At 62.2% G+C, this 17,680-nt stretch carries 11 protein-coding genes; 5 read left to right on the top strand and 6 right to left on the bottom strand.

Annotated elements, in window-relative coordinates:
• The first annotated feature begins 7 nt into the window (after nucleotides 1-7).
• Nucleotides 8-1,330 (top strand): MFS transporter, encoded by a 1,323-nt coding sequence (locus tag ACZYR5_RS07800; protein WP_489089099.1) that lies wholly within the window; start codon nucleotides 8-10, stop codon nucleotides 1,328-1,330.
• Between the two features lie 143 nt (nucleotides 1,331-1,473).
• Nucleotides 1,474-2,817 (top strand): OprD family outer membrane porin, encoded by a 1,344-nt coding sequence (locus ACZYR5_RS07795; protein WP_489089098.1) that lies wholly within the window; start codon nucleotides 1,474-1,476, stop codon nucleotides 2,815-2,817.
• A 52-nt stretch (nucleotides 2,818-2,869) separates the two neighbouring features.
• On the opposite strand, the gene ACZYR5_RS07790 is transcribed toward ACZYR5_RS07795, so the two are convergent.
• Entirely contained in the window at nucleotides 2,870-3,715 is an 846-nt protein-coding gene (locus tag ACZYR5_RS07790) for a MinD/ParA family ATP-binding protein (protein ID WP_489089097.1), read from the bottom strand.
• Between the two features lie 569 nt (nucleotides 3,716-4,284).
• On the opposite strand from ACZYR5_RS07790, the gene ACZYR5_RS07785 reads away from it, so the two are divergent.
• Together ACZYR5_RS07785 and ACZYR5_RS07780 are read left to right on the top strand one after the other, a co-directional pair.
• A complete protein-coding gene (locus ACZYR5_RS07785) occupies nucleotides 4,285-4,485 on the top strand; it encodes a hypothetical protein (protein WP_027617210.1) in 201 nt (66 codons plus the stop codon).
• Nucleotides 4,486-4,646: 161 nt separating this feature from the next.
• Nucleotides 4,647-7,790, top strand: a complete 3,144-nt coding sequence (locus ACZYR5_RS07780; protein ID WP_489089096.1) for a Mur ligase family protein — start codon at nucleotides 4,647-4,649, stop codon at nucleotides 7,788-7,790.
• A gap of 1 nt (nucleotide 7,791) precedes the next feature.
• On the opposite strand, the gene ACZYR5_RS07775 is transcribed toward ACZYR5_RS07780, so the two are convergent.
• From ACZYR5_RS07775 to ACZYR5_RS07755, 5 genes are all read right to left on the bottom strand, one after another.
• Entirely contained in the window at nucleotides 7,792-8,673 is an 882-nt protein-coding gene (locus tag ACZYR5_RS07775; protein ID WP_489089095.1) for an alpha/beta hydrolase family protein, read from the bottom strand.
• Nucleotides 8,674-8,707: 34 nt separating this feature from the next.
• Entirely contained in the window at nucleotides 8,708-9,904 is a 1,197-nt protein-coding gene (locus ACZYR5_RS07770) for a beta-barrel domain-containing protein (protein WP_489089094.1), read from the bottom strand.
• Nucleotides 9,905-9,946: 42 nt separating this feature from the next.
• Entirely contained in the window at nucleotides 9,947-12,130 is a 2,184-nt protein-coding gene (locus ACZYR5_RS07765; protein WP_489089093.1) for a type I secretion system permease/ATPase, read from the bottom strand.
• On the bottom strand, nucleotides 12,127-13,524 hold the full coding sequence (locus tag ACZYR5_RS07760) for a TolC family outer membrane protein (RefSeq protein ID WP_489089517.1): 1,398 nt from the start codon (nucleotides 13,522-13,524) through the stop codon (nucleotides 12,127-12,129). Before ACZYR5_RS07760 ends, ACZYR5_RS07765 begins: the two co-directional genes overlap by 4 nt.
• Before the next feature lie 266 nt (nucleotides 13,525-13,790).
• The gene (locus ACZYR5_RS07755; protein ID WP_489095165.1) at nucleotides 13,791-15,728 is read right to left on the bottom strand and encodes a BapA/Bap/LapF family large adhesin; all 1,938 of its coding nucleotides are present in this window, start codon (nucleotides 15,726-15,728) and stop codon (nucleotides 13,791-13,793) included.
• Nucleotides 15,729-15,797: 69 nt separating this feature from the next.
• On the opposite strand from ACZYR5_RS07755, the gene ACZYR5_RS07750 reads away from it, so the two are divergent.
• Nucleotides 15,798-17,680, top strand: a 1,883-nt coding sequence (locus tag ACZYR5_RS07750; RefSeq protein ID WP_489107616.1) for a hypothetical protein, incomplete at its 3' end; no start/stop codon positions are given.

Genomic DNA, 17,680 nt, shown 5'->3' with positions numbered 1-17,680 from the left:
CTTGACTATGAACTACTCAACATTACCGATCACCGAAACCCCCAGTGGGGAAAGCCCTGAAGGGGCCATTCCACACGCCTCCATCAGCAAGAAATCGGTGGCCGCCGCAGTGGCCGGCAACGCGCTGGAATTTTATGACTTCGTCATCTATGCGTATTTCGCCATTTACATCGGCAAGGCCTTTTTTCCGGTCGCGGGCGAATACGGCAGCCTGATGGCAGCGGCCGCAACCTTCGGCGTTGGCTTCCTCGCGCGGCCCCTGGGCGGCGTGCTGATTGGCACCTTCGCCGACAAGGCCGGGCGCAAGCCGGCGATGATCCTCACCGCAACGCTGATCACTCTCGGCACCCTGGGTGTGGCCATCACCCCCAGCTACGAGACCATCGGTATCGCCGCGCCAATCTTCGTGGTGATCTGCCGCCTGCTGCAGGGCCTGGCCCTGGGTGGCGAACTGGGTCCGGCGACTTCGCTGCTGATTGAAGCGGCACCGCCAGGGCGCCGCGGTTTTTACGCCAGTTGGCAAGTCGCCAGCCAGGGCCTGGCGGTCGCTGTCGGCGGCGTGCTCGGCGTCATGCTGTCCCTGAGTCTCAGCACCGAGCAACTGGCCAGTTGGGGTTGGCGGATTCCCTTCCTGCTGAGCCTGGTGCTGATTCCACTGGTGGTGTACATGCGCCGCGCCCTGCCCGAAACCCATGAAGGCACGACGGAGCGCAGTGGCGGTGCGATCGTTGGCGAGGTGCTGCGCAATCACAAGAAGGTCCTGATCCTCGGCGTGATGCTGTTCGCCTCGATCGCCGTTGCGTCGCAAATTGGTAACTATATGGTCAGTTATGCGGTGCAGGTGCTCAAGCTGCCGGCTGCCGTGGCGCAAAGTAGCGTCTTGATCGGCGGCCTGGTGACCTTCGCGTTTTCCCTGTTGGGCGGGCACTTGAGCGATCGCTACGGGCGACGCCTGCTCAACATCCTGCCACGCGTCGCGCTGACCTTGCTGATTGTCCCGCTGTTTTTGTGGCTCTCGGGCTCACCGAGCCTGGCCACCCTGCTGACTGTCAGTGCAGTGATCGCCGCACTGACCGCAATGTTCGGCGCGGCCGGTATCGTCCAGGTTCCGGAGTTACTGCCCATCGCGGTGCGCAGCACCGGGCTGTCGATCACCTATGCCTTTGGCGCAGCGATTTTCGGTGGCAGCACCCAATTCGTCGTCACCTGGCTGATTGCAGCAACGTCGAGTCCGATGGCACCCGCCTGGTACCTGGTGGGTATCAGCGTGCTGAGCCTGATCGCCATGCGCATGCTGCCGGAATCCCGCGACGCCAACGTTCAGCAGTAACTACTGACCCCGCTTGAACCTGTGCTCTTGCGTAGCGCAAGGGTCGGGGTGCGCCTGAAAAGCGCGCCTTCGACCCGTCCCTTAGAACAACAACAATAACTTCAGACGTTCGTCTGTTAACACCACAGCTATAGGTGCGATCCATGTACCCCACAGAAAAGTTGCCAGTATGGTCGGCGGGTTTGCTCGCGGCCGCGATTTCAGCGTCGCCGGTTTTTGCAGAAGAACACGGCTTTGTCGAAGACAGCTCGCTGACGCTCAATACCCGCCAGTGGTACTCCCATGAAGTCGGCAGCAAGGCCGTGCGTTTTCGTGCGCAGACCAATGAGGGACCGCGTGCGGTGCGCGACCGTACTGCCTGGGTACAGGGCTTCAAGCTCGACTACATCTCTGGTTTTACCCAGGGCCCGCTGGGCTTCGGCCTGGACTTTTCGACCTACTCGGCGGTGGCGCTGGAGCGTAGCCAGTTGCAGACCGCCGGCGGCAGCAACCGGGTGCTGGTGGACAAGGACGGCAACGTGGTCGACGACTGGAGCAAAATCGGCGTGGCCGCGCTCAAGGTCAAACTCGCGGGGACCACGGTGAAAGTCGGTCGCCAGCAAATGGCCAAGACACCGGTCATGGCTTTCGCCGACACCCGAACCCTGCCCGCCTCGTTTGACGGTGTCTCGCTGGAAAGCCATGACATCGACGGCCTGACCATCAAGTCCGGCTACTTCGACCGTGCCTCGCCGCGCACCGGCGCCGGCACCCAGGACCTGACCCCGACCTTCACTTACCGCCACGTGACCAGCGATTTCATTGCCTATGGTGGCGGTGATTACGTGACCAGGGACGGCTGGCGCACCAGTGCCTACGTGTCGCGCTTCGACGATATCTGGGACCGTGAATATGTTGGCCTGGGCAAGAAGCTCCAGACGGGCCCGATCAGCACCGATGTCCAGCTGGATGTCTACAACACCCAGTCCAGCGGCACCGAGAAAGGCGGCTACATCGACCAGCAGGCTTACGGCCTGAGCATCGCGCCGAGTTGGAAAAACCATACGTTGAAGTTCGGCCTGCAGAAGATCGATGGCGACGAGTTCTTCGACTATGTCGGTGAGTCCAATGCAATCACCCTGCCCAACCTCGCGCTCTCGAACTACAACGGCCCCAACGAGAAATCGTTCCAGATCAACTACATGAACGATCTTGCCGCGTACGGCCTGCCCGGCTTGCGCACCTCGGTCTGGTACATCAAGGGCTGGGGTATCGACGCCACTCACTACGATGGCGGCCCGAATGGCATGTACGCCGACTTCAAGAAGATGGACAACGAGAACCACTACGAAGTCGGCACCCTGGCCAGCTACGTCTTGCAGTCCGGCACCTACAAAGGCGCCAATATCACCGGTGGCTACGTCTGGCACCGCTCCAGCCCGTACCAGTTGGAGAACAACATCGAAGAGTTTCGCCTGATCATCAACGTTCCGTTCAAGATCCTGTAACGGGTGGAGACGGGAAAAACCGGGCCTTCAGGCCCGGTTTTCGAATATCGACCTAGCCCCTGGAACTACGCGCCAGTTGCTCGACGAAAAACTCTACATGCCCTGCCGGGTGAGTCGGCAACGGCCAGGCTTCGGTTTTCAAGGCGATATCGCGAAAGGCCCGGGCGAACTTTGAACGTGCATAGCCATCGACTACCGCCTGACGCTTGCGCACGGCCCTGGCCACGGCCTCGTCGCTGGGCACCGCACCTATGTAATGCAGTTGTACGTCAAGGAAAGGATCGGTGTATTTATGCAACTCGGCAAATAGCTTGCGACTTTCAAGTGGCCCGACTGAGCGGTTGACCAGTATTCGAAAACGATGAAGACCATATTCCTGATGCAGCAACTTGATCAGGTTGCCGGTGCCGCGGATCGAAGCGGGTTCGTTGCAAATCACCAACAGGACTTCCTGAGCGGCCTGCAAAAAACTCAGCACCCATTGCCCGATACCACCGGCCGTATCGATCACCAGCACATCCAACTCTTCACTGATGGCACTGAAGGCATGGGTGAGCGCGCGAAATTGCGCCGGTTGCAGCCTGAGCATGCTCTGCACGCCCGATGCCGCGGGTGCGATGCGAATCCCGCCAGGCCCACGAATCAGTGCCTCTGCAAGGCTGCAACGACCTTCAATGACGTCCGCCAGGGTAAATCGCGGGAACAACCCCAACAGCACATCGATACTGCCCAGGCCCAAGTCGGCGTCGAGTAACACAACACGCTTTCCGGCCTTCGCCAACGCCACGGCAAGATTGACCGCAACGGTGGTTTTACCGACACCACCCTTGCCTCCACCGACCGCGATAACACGCACGCGATGGACTGGAGTGATCTTCAACGGGTCTATTGCATGCATAGAGCACATCTTTCCTTTACCACAATCACTGGGCAGGCTTGTTAGGCACTTAATACTTTTGAATTAGTTGCTCTGCACGCAAACAACTCCTGTCGAAGAACAGAAAGTCTCGTCACCGCTCGACTGCAGCGCAACTAAATCAAGTTGACCACGACCGCCACAACGGGCGACATCACGCTGGCAACAACACGCAGATAAAAACAATGATACACACCTGGAAACATGCGCAAGAGTCTGATTCCCAGGCAATTGTATTTAATCCAAAAGCATTACCTTAACGTGATTTCAGAACAATATGAAATGCGCCTTGCGGATACCGAAAAACAACCTAACATGATGATAATAAGATGTGTGCCTGATTGTAATAATGGCCCAATAGGACTCACAAAGCCCTTTAAATCAAGGCTCACAGACGGATGATATTTTTTTGCCGCTCATGTAGAAAATCTTCAGCGGTTGAATTAGAGTCCTAACTGAGCTTTGGAATTTCAACCTAAAGCCCTATTTTTTATCGGGAATTGGAGAACCAACCATCGCTGTAATTTGGTGATGGGAGAGAAGGACCGCATATGCACAAGAAAACCGCGCGCCTCACTATATTGATCGATCTTCCGACGAAAAAGAAATTAGAAGATCTCTCTGAGACAGTTGATCTAACCGTATCGCAGATCCTCAGAAAACTAATCAAGAACCACTTGAGCGAATTTGATCAGCCGATCAACTTTTCCGCAGAGGAATCGATTCGCGAAGATAATTTCCCTCTTAACTAGGACCAACGTACTAAGTCTTCTCGGCTCCCCACCTGAATCAGCCCATTTCGGTGGGGAGCAATGATGCCAAGTGTGACGCAGCTCACATAACTATCCTGTTGCGTCCATCGAGCACTTCGCCCTGCCCCTGTCTTCAACTGACGCTGACAATGGATTTTCTTATGTCTTTGAAACAGCAACTAACGGCTTGTTACAACTTTCTGCAACAGCAGGATGCCGACCTCACGGCCAAAAATGACAATCCAGACGACTGCAGCCTGTTCTTTTCCATCAGCGACGGCTCCCAGCGAGCGCGGGTGATCCAGGTCAGCGCAGTGGGTTTCGAGGCTGCCTGGGACAGTGGATTGCAGGCGATGCAGGCACACGAACAAGCGCAGGGGCCGCTCTGGCTGCGGGTCGAGCGTGCAGTCAACGTGACCTCATTGTCCTGGGCGCAATTGCAGGAGCGACTCAAGCGCTACAAGCGCAACTATTTCAGGCAGGGCATCGCTTTCGATCCGGCGTTGAAGACCGCACTCACCGAGCAGGAGATCAACGCCAACGCCATCCTTTATGGCGGCGCCAACATGCCACTGGCCACCTTCAACATTGGCAACTTTTCGATCTACGTGAAAAGGCGCTTCAGCGACACTGCCGCACTGGACGCCGCGGTGGCCGCGCAGGCCGACCCGAGCTCACTGGTCTACCTGTTCCAGACCCGCGGTGTGTTCTGTGGTGAAGACGGTGTCGTCCATGAATTGCACGGCAATGGCTCCAGCGTCGGTCGGCGCAAAACCGCCGAGCTGAGCGCTGGCGATGTTCGCGAAAAGGTCGTCAGCGCCTCTGAATTTCTCAGCCGCCAGGTCAAGGACAGCGGGCAGTTCGTCTACGGTGTGTTCCCCTGCTTCGATCGCACCATCGAAAACTACAACGCCCTGCGCCATGCCAGCACCACCTACTCGATGATCGAAGCCTTTGCACTGACCGGCGACGAAGCGCTGCATGGGTCGATCCAGCGTGCGCTCGGCTATCTCACCACGCAGCTGATCAAGCCCTATACCCTGGCCGACGGCAGCGCGGCAGCATTCCTGGTGGATACCGGCGATGAGATCAAACTGGGCGGCAACGCAGTTTGCCTGCTGGTCCTGGTCAAATACTGCGAAGTCACCGACAGCCGCGATTACCTGCCATTGCTGACCGCGCTGGCCAACGGCATCGCCTCGATGCAGGACCCGCGCACCGGCGGCTTCAATCACGTATTGCACGCCGGCGACCTGAGCATCAAGGCGCCCTTCCGCATCATCTACTACGACGGCGAAGCGGCCTTTGGCCTGATGCGTTTGTATGGCCTGAGCGGCGACGAGCGCTGGCTGCAAGTGGTGGAAAAAGCCTTCGACTACTTCATCGCCAAACAGCACCATCGCGAGCACGACCACTGGCTGAGCTACTGCGTCAACGAGCTGACTCGCTACCGTCCCGAGGAAAAATACTTCCGTTTCGGCCTGAACAATTTCGTCGACTACCTGGGCTTCGTCCAGCAGCGCATCACCACCTTCCCGACCCTGCTGGAGCTGATGATGGCCGCCCAGCAGATGCTGCAGCGGATCGAGCAGATGCCGGAGTTGCGCCACTTGCTCAATGAAGTCGATCTGCAAGCGTTCTACCGCGCCCTGCACCACCGCGCCGGGCATTTGATGAACGGCTATTTCTGGCCGGAAATCGCGATGTTCTTTCGCAATCCGGCGCGCATCGTCGGTGCGTTCTTCATTCGCCACCACGCGTTTCGGGTGCGCATCGACGACGTCGAACACTACTTGTCCGGGCTGATCGCCTATCACCTGTACCTGCGTGATGGCGCACCCCAGGTCGCTCGCGCACTGCCGCGCACGCAAGGTGCCTGGCACTGGGACGCGGCCACGGTGGCCCGGGCCACCGGCGGCACCTGGGTGGTCGCGCCGCCCGCCGATTGGCAGGCCAGCGGCCTGGTGCCGTCGATGGTCTTCGGCAATTACCAGCGCATGCTCAGTCGCCCACCGAGCCCTGCGCGCCCCAACGAGGCGCATCTGGCGCGGATGTGGGCCAACGCCGATCCATCGCGCCGGCCGTCCGCCTTCGTCTGCGTCGAGCCAACGCCCTATCTCGACACCGGCCTGCCAGTGCTGCAAGTCGCCGACACCGCCGAGGCCATGCTGCAAATGGGCCGGCATGCCCGCCTGAACTTCGGCGGCCAGGTGTTCGGTGTCACCGGCAGCGCCGGCAAGACCACGGTGGTGGCGATGCTCACCCATGCGCTGCAGCCGTTAGGGCCGGTGGCACAGACCGAAGGCAACGCCAACCTGCCCCACGGCATCGCCTGGAACCTGTCGTGCATGACCGCCCCAGCGCGTTTCTGGGTGCTGGAAATGGCGGTGGGCAGGATGCCGATCAACTCCGAACTGGTACGCCCGCACATTGCCGTGGTCACCAGCCTGTCGCCGGCACACCTGGAGTATCACGGCACCCTGGAGAATGTCGCGCGCAAGAAAAGCGCGATCTTCAGGTCCATGGCGCCCGGCGGGCACGCGGTGCTGAACCACGACATGCCGTATTACCAGGTGTTCGCGGATGCCGCCCGGCGCGCGCAGTTATCCCAGCTCAGCTATGGCGAGCATGCGCAGGCCGACCTGCGGCTGGTCGACTGCGTCACCACGCCTTCGCACGTGCAAGTCACTGCCAGTTTCCGCGGCGCGCCATTGCGCTTCACCCTGCGCGCTCGCGGCCACCATATGGTGCTCAACGCCTTGTCGGTCGTCGCCGCGCTGATTGCCGCCGGCTTACCCACCGAACAAGCGCTGGCTGCCCTGGAGAGCTTCGAAGCGGTGCAAGGTCGCGGCAACACCCTGACGGTTCACTGCGAAGGCGGTGCGTACCAGTTGATCAACGACGCCTACAACGCCAATCCCGGCTCGATGGGCGCCTCGTTGAAAATGCTTGCCGAGCTACCCGGGCTGCCGCAACAACGGGTCGCCGTGCTGGGAGACATGCTTGAGCTCGGCCCCGACAGCCAGCGTTATCACCTGGAACTGGCTGAACACCTGCTGGCGGCCAAGCCGCGCCATACCCTGCTGTGCGGCCCGTTGATGCACGCCTTGTACGCGCAGTTGCGCGGGCAGTTGAGCATCGAGTGGTTCGAGGACGTCAGTGCCTTGCGCGAGCAACTGCCCGATAACGCCGCGCGCTGGTTCCGCGCAGATGACTATGTGCTGGTTAAAAGCTCGGGCGGCACCCGCTTGTCAGAGCTGGTGGAATCACTGACCAACAACGAGCCGGCATTGGCGACCCCCTGACTCAGGGTCGGGCGCAACGCGCCGCGGTCTTCAGGCCGATGTCGTTGCGCAGGTGGTGGAAGGTCGGACTCACCGCCGGCGCTTCGATCAACTGCGCCGGCAGCCCCGCCGCCTGCAGCGCCGCAAAAAAATTCTGCTGCAGCGCGAAAGAGGTGATCTGGTCGTCCGGGTTGCCGATGACGAACAGCGCCTGCCCGGGTATTTTGGCGATGCCATCGACATGATCCAGGGGATCGTAGGGGTTGAGCATGCCGTTGGTGTCGCGCCCTTCACGCGGCGGCAGGCCTCTTCTTTGACGAACCATCTGTGCCCGCTTCAGCAGGTCAAACGCTCCCGAGGTCATGACCGCGCATTGCACATCCTCGCGCCCCTGGGTCAGCAACGCCGCTACCGCCGTCGCGCCGCCACTGTGGCCGAGCAGAACGAACTTGCCGATCGAATAGCGTGCGCGCAACGCATCGAGCGCCGCATCCAGCGGCTGGAATTCGCTGGCCTGACGCCGATGCAGGTGGTTGCCGCTGGAGCCGTAGGTTCCCGGACGCGCGACAATCACCACCGGAACATGGGCGCGCCGGCTGAGGGTCGCCGCCTGCTTGTCCTTGGCCGCCACGGTGTTGCCGGCGATCAGCTCGGGCGCCTGGCGCATCTCCTTGTCGCGGTCACCGTGGAACATCACGATCACCACCGGCGCATGCTCCAGCGCCACGCCGCTGAAATAGCGGATGCAGGATTCGCCGCTGGCAGATTCGACCCACAGCGCCGAGTGCGGGTCGTTGCAGTTGGCGCGATCAGGGGCGGCATTCCACAGCAGCGGCGAATCATCGCTGGCGCCCACCGACAGGCTCCAGCTGGTCAGCAGAGCCAGCGCCCATACCCCGCGCATGGGCCTCAATCCGAACACGCCGCCGCCTCGCCCACTAACGTTCCCGCAGCGCTTCACGCGCCCGGTTCATCGGCTTGATCAGGAAGTCGAGCACCGTCTTCTGCCCGGTCTTGATATCTGCCGCAGCGATCATCCCCGGCACAATCGAGAACGCCTTGCCGGCCTTGTTGTGCAGCTCGTTGTCGTTGGTGCGGATGAACACCCGGTAGTAGAACACCTCGGGTTTGACTTCATCCTGGATGGTGTCCGGGGAGATCGTCACCACCTTGCCGTCCATGCTGCCGTAGATCGAGTAGTCATAGGCGGTGATCTTGACCTTGGCCTCCTGGTCGGGATGGATGAAGGCAATGTCCCGGGGAGAAATCCGCGCCTCGATCAGCAGTTGGTCGTCCATGGGCACGATCTGCATCAAGCGGCCGTTGGGCGCAATGATCCCGCCGATGGTGGTGACCTCGATGTCCTTGACGATGCCGCGCACCGGCGAACGCAAGGTCAGCCGGGTGACCGAGTCGGAACGGCCCATGAGCACCGAGGACAGGGTCTGCACATCGGAGTTGGCCTTGGCCAGTTCCTCGCCGGCCCGCACCATGTACTCGGAACGTGACTGGGTAAGCTTGAGCTCCAGCTCGGATTTCTGCCGCTTCAGACGCAGCACCTCGACGTTGCTCGCGGCGCCGACCCGGGCCAGGTTTTCGGTGATTTCCAGCTCACTGCGTACCAGCCCCAACGAAGTGCGCACCCCGGCCTGGGATTCCTCCAGACCCTTGCGCCGGGTCTGGTAGAGATCGGTTTCGGCGGCCATCAAGGCCGGGTAGGCCTTGAGTTCCGCAGGGAAGCTCAACGCGGTGCCGTTCACTTCCGCCTGCAGGCGCGCCACGCTGGCCAGCGATGCACGGTACTTGGCCGCGCTTTCACCGAAATTGGACTCGGTCTTGGTCGGGTCGAGCTTGGCGAGGATCTGCCCCTGCGCAACGATATCGCCCTCGGCGACATTCAGCTCGGCAATGATCCCGCCTTCCAGCGACTGGATCACCTGCTCGCGCGAGCTGGGGATGACCTTGCCGGTGCCGGTCGACACCTCGTCGACTTCAAACAGGTACGCCCAGGTGCCGAAGGCCAGCAGCATCAGCGCCACGCACCAGACGACGCGGGTGGAGCGCACCACGGTGGCGTCGTCGAGGCCGTCGTCGGGAGCCTGGGCATGCTCGGGGGTACGGGTGTCAGTAGCCATGCGAACTATCCTTCAGCGCAGTCGATTGCAGTTTCAGCCGGCTCATTGCGCCTGATTCCTGGGTTTGGAAAGCCGGGCAATGGCGTTGTCCTTGGTGTCGTCGATGACCACCGTGCCGTTGTCGACCACGATGATCCGGTCCACCAGGCTCAGCACGCTCATGCGGTGCGTGGCGATCACCAGCGTGCGTTGCGCGCCCCACTGGTCGAGGCCCTGGATCAGCTTGCGCTCGCTGGCGTCGTCGAGGGCTGCGGTCGGTTCGTCGAGCAGCACGATCTGCGGCTGACGAATGATCAGCCGCGACAGCAACAGCGACTGCCGCTGGCCGCCGGACAGGCCCAATCCGCCCTCGAGAATCATGTGGTCCATGCCCAGGGCGAATTTGCTGATGAATTCCAGGGCGCCGGTCAAGGTCAATGCCTCGAGGATCTCCTGGTCACTGGCATGGGGCGCACCGAGCATCAGGTTTTCCCGCAGGGTGCCGTGGAACAGCCGCGAGTTCTGGGTCAGCAGGCCGACATCGCGGCGCACATCGGCCGGGTCGATATGGCTCAGGCCGACGCCGTCCAGGGTCAGCGAGCCCGAACTCAGCTCGATCATCCCGGCCATCGCCTGCAACAGTGTCGACTTGCCGGCGCCGTTGCGCCCGAGCACGGCGATGCGTTCGCCGGGGGTGATTTTCAGGTCCTTGACCAGCAAGGCCGGCATCGGCGCGTCTTCGCTGTACTTGAACTCCGCCTGTTTGAACTCATAGTTGCCCTGCACCACCGGCAACTGCACGCGCTTGCTGCCTTCGGGCTGGTCGACCGGCAATTGCATGATCCGGTGCAGGCCCTGCAGCGCCACTTTGGCCTGCTGCCAGCGGGTCAGCACCATGGTGATCTGCGACATCGGCGCCATCATCCGCGAGGCCAGGATCGACGACGCCACCAGGCTACCGGTGGTGATATCGCCGGCCATGACCATCGGCGCACCGAACACCACCACCACGGCGAACACCCCGCCCTGCACGGTCTGGGTCCAGGTCACCAGGCCGCTGGTCAGGGTCCGCGAGCGCAGGCTGGCCTCGGCGGCGGTGGCGTTGTAGTGATTCCATTGCTGCTGGAAGCGCTGCTCGGCCTGGAGCATCTTGATGTCATCGAGGCCCTGCACGGTTTCCACCAACATGGCGCTGCGTAATGAGCTTTCGCGCATTGACTGGTTGGCCAGCCGCGCCAGTTTCTTCTGCGCCAGCAAGCCCGGCACCACCAGCACCAGCAGCGCGCCCAAGGGCACCGCCACCAACGGCCCGCCAATGAACCAGTAGATGACTACGAACAGCAGGAAGAACGGCAAGTCGGCCAGGGCGCTGGCGGTGCTCGAGGTAATCAGTTCGCGCAGCTGTTCCAGCTCGCGTAACTGCGAGATGAACGAGCCGGTGGATTTCGGTCGTGCGCTGTTGCGCAGGCGAATGGCATGGCCGAAGACCAGGTCGGAGACGCGCATATCCGCACGCTTGCCGAGCAGGTCGGTGATGCGCACGCGCATGATCCGCAGGACAAAATCGAAGAACAACGCCAGCATCACCCCGCCAAACAGCACTAACAGAGTCGGCATCGATTCGGCCGGGATCACCCGGTCATACACTTGCATCGAAAACAGCACGCCGGCCAGGCCCAGCACGTTGGCTGCCAGCGACGCGAGCATGACGTGGCCGTAGGGGCGCAGATCACGCAGGACAATACTTTTGAACCAGCTTTTTTCGTAGGGTTTGACGTAGTCGTCGACGCGCGAGTCCCGCGCCGCCCGCGCCGGGCGCAGGATCAGCGCCTTGCGCGCGCCAGCGATCAGCTCGGCCCGGCTGATACGGCTCTGCAGGCCCTGATCACCGCTGTAGACAATTCCCAGTTCATCGTCGTCACCCAGGGTCTGCAGGACGCCGATCTGTCCGTCATCCAATTGCACGACCAACGGCAGGCGGCGCTGCACCAGCAATGCCGGAGAAAAATCGACAATCTTCAGGCTCAGGCCGGCCTGGCGCGCCATCTGCCGCAGCACCAGGTCAAGGTCGACGCCGGTGCTCCACTGCGCGGCAATGCGCACATTCTGCGCCGAGCAATCGAGGCGGTTATGCCGGGCGACGCTGATAATCGCTTCCAGCCAGCCTTCATAATTCAGAGCCAGCGCCGCGTCCAGGCTCTGGGGTTGGCTCGCGCTCTGGGTATCGAGGTTGACGGCGTCATTCATGGTCGAATCTCCACACCTTGGATGGTGCTGCTGTCCAGGTTGAACGCCGTGCGCAGGGCGCTGCTGTTGTACAGGCAATCGATTTCCAGGCGATTGAGGTCGGCGGCGGTGTTCGCCCGGTCCATGGCGGCCTGGTGGATTTCCTGTTCGGCGTTCAACAGATCGAGCAGCGGTCGCGTGCCCAGTTCAAGGTATTGCTGGCGATACAAATCGCGGGTTTCGGAAATGCTGCGTTCACGAAAATCCAGGGTCGACAGGCGCTGTTCGAGGCTGGACGTCTGGTCCCGCGCCTCGAGCAAGCCCTGGCGCACCGCCAGGCGCGCGGCATCGTTGGCCGCCTCGGCCGCGCGCAGGGCCTGGGCCGCCGCCGATTTGCGGGCAGTGATGGCGCCGCCTTGATACAGCGGCATCTGCACGTTGAGGAACACCCCATAGCGCGTGCGATCGCGGCCGCCGACGCTGCCGTCCTCGTCGTTGTTGTCCAGGTATTGGGTGGCGGTGGGGTCCAGCGATACGGTCGGCATCGCTTCGGCGCGCGCCTGGGCGATTTGCGCCTGGGCGTCGACCTGCTGGGCCTGGGCGATCAACAGCGAAGGCGTCAGCACCTGGTCGGCATTGATGCCGTCGCAGGACTGCTTGAGCGTCGCCGGCATGCTCGCGGTGATGCTCACCGGCGTCCGCGCCCCGAGCAGGCTGCCGAGGGTGCTGCGCCAGCGGTTGTACAGCGCGGTGTATTGCAGTTGCGTGGCGACGGCTGCCTCGACCCGCGAGCGTGCCTGGATCAGGTCGGAGCGAGTGCTGGCGCCCATGTCGCTGCGCTTTTGCGCGAGGTCGGCAATCGCCGTCAGGCCTTTGACCTGTTCCCGGGAAATCGCCAGCAGGGCCTGGTAGCGCTGCAACTCGATCACCGCAAACGCGGTGTCGCGGGCCACCTGATCGATGGCCAGCAGCACCGAGGCTTGCTTGCCATTGAGCTTGGCCACGGCGCTGTCCACCGCGCTGTCGACCTTGCCGAAGTCATAGAGCATTTGTGACATCGACAGGGTAAAGGCCTGGCTCTGGCCATTGCCGGTCAGGCCGCTGTCATAACCGCTGTTGAAACCGCCCTTGATCTGCGGGTAGTAACCCGAGCGGGCGACGGTGACGTTGTCGTGCTGCTGGTAGAGCTGACCAATGGACTCCGCAATCGCGGGGTGCCAGGCGACGGCCAATTGAATGGCGCGTGGCAGGTCGAGGTTGTCGGGGACCACGTTGCTGGGGGCAGCCGGTCGGCTGGCTCCGAACGAATCGCCCGGTAAATGCTGGCCCACATCTTTTGGGCTGATGGTGGAGAGATTTTCAGGTGCGTAGTCGCGTGTCAGCGCCACGGCCTTCTCTATAGTCAGTGACTGCATGGCCACGGCCAACAGAGTCACAAACAGGAACTCGAACCGATCCTTAGGCTTCAAGTAATGCTCCAATACGACGTGCTGTCAGAAAGATAGCCACTATTTCGCCATGCTGCCGAGAACATTTCAGAGACGTGCACAGCGCTGTTCGAATGCGTTGGGTAACCGCCAGGACGACGCACGCGCGCCGCCTGGAGGGTTACGTTCAGTGATTGAAGGAAGGGCAGGAGAACGCCAGGCCAACGGCCCGACGCTCCCCGCCTGCAACGTGGCTACACCACGTTGACGCCGCTTTGCACCCAGAGTTGATGGGTTTCATCTTCCTGGCTGGTGTACACCACGTACTCCTGCCCGTTCTCCAGTTGCGTGGCTCCCACCGACCAGTTGCCCGTCAGTTGGACGCTGTCTTGTTCGTCGCCCTGGATAAACAATCTATCCGTCTCGGGCGCCGTGACAGCTACCAGGTCTTCCAGACTCAGGGTCAGGTTGACGGCACTGAAGTCGTTGAGGTCGATGCTCTCGATGTCGCTGACTTTACCGACCAGCAGACTCAAGTTGATCGTTGCATCGCCACCGTCCCATGCCAGGGTGTCGAACCCATCGCCGCCATCTACCGCTGCAAACTCGGTGTCATGGATCGCGATGTGGTCATCACCGTTGGCACCTTCGGTGATCGTGGCGTGTGACGAGTCCCCTTCGAACGAGGTTTGCTCGAACGAAGCGGCCGCGAAGCCCGCGACTTCGGCACCAGGCGTACCTGGATCGCCCGGATGGGCATCGTCCCAGACCAGATCGACATCCGGCGAGTCAAGGCGTACGTACAGCGTGGCGGTGTCCTCCTGGCCACCTGGTGTGGTGAGTTTGTAAAGGAAGCTATCGACCTTGCCGATATCAGCCGCCAGCAGGTTCGCGTTCGGTGTGTAGCTGTAATCACCGTCTGCGTGCAGCGTCAGCGTGCCGTACTGGCCGTGGACCACGGCGCCGGTTTGACCCGGGATCACGTAGGTGGCACCGACCAACACACTCAGCACCGTCAACGTCGAGCCGAGGCTGTCTGCTGCGGAGTGGTCACTGAGCGCCAGGACGTTGCCGGTTGCGGCAGTGGCCGGACCGGTAACGAACTCCGTCAGCAGCGTGGTGTGCAGGGTCTGCGTCACCGTGATCGTTCCGGCCGAGACCAAGGCCCCGGTGGTTGACGACACCATGTAGTCACCCGGCGCGCTGATGGTGAAGGTATGGGTCGGGTCGGTGGTGCTTTGCCCCGCCACCGGTTTCCAGGTTGAACCGTCCCATTTCTGCAAGACGATGGTGGTCGTTGGCAGTACACCAAGTCCGACGAAGCTACGGCTGACAACCACCTCCACTGTGGTGTCGGCTGCGACCGTGAAGGCACTACCGTCTTTTGTCCTGGAGCCGACCAACGGAGGCGAGTAGGTGATGTCGGTCAGATCCGTTGGAACGACTGGATGGACCAGATCGATCTGCGCGGTACCGATGTCATCGGTGGCAACCACTGCAACGGTTCCCGGTGCCGACGGATCGGCAGGACTCCAGGTGACGCTGCTGTCAGTGCTGTCGATGCGCACGTGCAAGGTGGCCGTAGCCGTCCCGCCCGCCGCTGTCACCAGCTCGTAGACAAAGTTGTCGACCTTGCCGATGTTGGCCGGATCGCCATTCGGCGTGTAGCTGTAATCACCGTTGGCAGAGATCGTCAGATCGCCGTACAACCCGTGAATCACGGTAGGTGCTGCAGGATCGACCGTGAACCCGTTGACTTCCTCGACCTTCGCATCGGCGCTGGTACCTGGAGAGTCTGGCAAGCCACTCACGCCGTTGTCGGTGATGACGTTACCGCTGACTTCACCGCCGGTGACGTTGAAGTCGACCAGGCTTTGGCTATCAACACTCAGCGTTGCTGTCGCAAGGGAAATGACGCCCAGGAGTTGCGGATCCAGAGTGAGCGTAAAGCGATAATCGCCCGCCGCCAGACCCTCGACTTGCCCGCTCCCTCCTGCGCCAAACAGCCCCAGCAGATCAAGTAAGCCACCTCCTGCGCCTCCTTGAGCAACCGGCAGCCAACCACCTGCCCCGTCACTGACCTCAAGCGTCGCAGTGAACCCGCCCGTCACCAGGGAAAGCACGCTGGCCCCGCCAAAGGACATATTCAAGGTGCCGGTATGGCTCTCCTCCACCGTGAAGTCCCGCGACATCGTGAGCACACCACCCACCGGTAGCCCCGCGACCACTATCAACGAGCCTACGGTTACGGACTGCAACTGATGGTTGACCGGATCTGCTGGGGTCACGCTCAGTTTAGCGGTGGCGATATCGTCGAAGGCTTCCAGGTCGGCATCGGCGTCCGCATCGGCATCGGCATCGGCATCGGCATCGGCATCAGCATCAGCATCAGCATCAGCGTCAGCGTCAGCGTCAGCGTCAGCGTCGGCATCGGCATCGGCATCGGCGTCGGCGTCGGCGTCGGCATCAGCATCAGCATCAGCATCAGCATCAGCATCCGCATCAGCATCGGCATCCGCATCGGCATCGGCATCGGCATCCGCATCCGCATCCGCATCAGCGTCGGCATCGGCATCGGCATCCGCGTCAGCATCGGCGTCGGCGTCGGCGTCCGCATCAGCATCCGCATCAGCATCCGCATCAGCATCAGCATCAGCATCAGCATCAGCGTCCGCATCAGCGTCGGCATCCGCATCGGCATCCGCATCCGCGTCGGCGTCGGCGTCCGCATCGGCGTCGGCATCCGCATCCGCATCCGCATCGGCGTCCGCATCCGCGTCAGCATCGGCATCGGCATCGGCATCGGCATCGGCATCGGCATCGGCATCAGCATCCGCATCGGCGTCGGCATCAGCATCAGCATCAGCGTCGGCATCGGCATCGGCATCGGCATCCGCATCGGCATCCGCGTCGGCGTCGGCGTCGGCGTCCGCGTCCGCGTCAGCATCGGCGTCGGCATCGGCATCGGCATCCGCGTCAGCATCGGCATCGGCATCGGCATCGGCATCGGCATCAGCATCAGCATCGGCATCCGCATCGGCATCGGCGTCAGCGTCCGCATCGGCGTCGGCGTCGGCGTCGGCATCAGCATCAGCGTCGGCATCGGCATCCGCATCCGCATCCGCATCGGCATCGGCATCCGCGTCAGCATCGGCATCGGCATCCGCATCGGCGTCCGCATCCGCGTCGGCATCCGCATCCGCATCCGCATCCGCATCCGCATCCGCATCAGCATCAGCATCAGCATCAGCATCAGCATCAGCATCAGCATCAGCATCAGCATCAGCATCAGCATCAGCATCAGCGTCCGCATCAGCGTCGGCATCCGCATCGGCATCCGCATCCGCGTCGGCGTCGGCGTCGGCGTCGGCGTCGGCGTCGGCGTCGGCGTCAGCATCGGCGTCGGCGTCGGCGTCCGCATCGGCGTCGGCATCAGCGTCGGCATCCGCATCCGCATCCGCATCCGCATCGGCGTCCGCATCCGCGTCAGCATCGGCATCGGCATCAGCATCCGCATCGGCGTCGGCATCGGCATCCGCATCGGCGTCGGCATCGGCATCGGCATCGGCATCGGCATCGGCATCGGCATCGGCATCAGCATCAGCATCCGCATCGGCGTCGGCATCAGCATCAGCATCAGCATCAGCGTCGGCATCGGCATCGGCATCCGCATCCGCATCGGCATCCGCGTCGGCGTCGGCGTCGGCGTCGGCGTCCGCGTCCGCGTCCGCGTCAGCATCGGCGTCGGCATCGGCATCGGCATCGGCATCCGCGTCAGCATCGGCATCGGCATCGGCATCGGCATCAGCATCGGCATCGGCATCGGCGTCAGCGTCCGCATCGGCATCGGCGTCAGCGTCCGCATCGGCGTCGGCGTCGGCGTCGGCGTCGGCATCAGCATCAGCGTCGGCATCCGCGTCAGCATCGGCATCGGCATCCGCATCCGCGTCGGCATCGGCATCCGCATCCGCGTCGGCATCGGCATCGGCATCCGCATCCGCATCCGCATCCGCATCAGCATCGGCATCGGCATCCGCGTCAGCATCGGCATCGGCATCGGCATCGGCATCAGCATCGGCATCGGCATCGGCGTCAGCGTCCGCATCGGCATCGGCGTCAGCGTCCGCATCGGCGTCGGCGTCGG

Source organism: Pseudomonas sp. F007 (assembly GCF_057814275.1).
Note: the sequence above shows the minus strand (reverse complement) of the source record. Positions and strands in the feature narration are given on the sequence as shown.

Coding starts and splice junctions, on each gene's coding strand:
- ACZYR5_RS07800 (WP_489089099.1), top strand. CDS start 8: ATGAACTACTCAACATTACCGATCACCGAAACCCCCAGTGGGGAAAGC.
- ACZYR5_RS07795 (WP_489089098.1), top strand. CDS start 1,474: ATGTACCCCACAGAAAAGTTGCCAGTATGGTCGGCGGGTTTGCTCGCG.
- ACZYR5_RS07790 (WP_489089097.1), bottom strand. CDS start 3,715: ATGCATGCAATAGACCCGTTGAAGATCACTCCAGTCCATCGCGTGCGT.
- ACZYR5_RS07785 (WP_027617210.1), top strand. CDS start 4,285: ATGCACAAGAAAACCGCGCGCCTCACTATATTGATCGATCTTCCGACG.
- ACZYR5_RS07780 (WP_489089096.1), top strand. CDS start 4,647: ATGTCTTTGAAACAGCAACTAACGGCTTGTTACAACTTTCTGCAACAG.
- ACZYR5_RS07775 (WP_489089095.1), bottom strand. CDS start 8,673: ATGCGCGGGGTATGGGCGCTGGCTCTGCTGACCAGCTGGAGCCTGTCG.
- ACZYR5_RS07770 (WP_489089094.1), bottom strand. CDS start 9,904: ATGGCTACTGACACCCGTACCCCCGAGCATGCCCAGGCTCCCGACGAC.
- ACZYR5_RS07765 (WP_489089093.1), bottom strand. CDS start 12,130: ATGAATGACGCCGTCAACCTCGATACCCAGAGCGCGAGCCAACCCCAG.
- ACZYR5_RS07760 (WP_489089517.1), bottom strand. CDS start 13,524: ATGCAGTCACTGACTATAGAGAAGGCCGTGGCGCTGACACGCGACTAC.
- ACZYR5_RS07755 (WP_489095165.1), bottom strand. CDS start 15,728: ATGTCGCGGGACTTCACGGTGGAGGAGAGCCATACCGGCACCTTGAAT.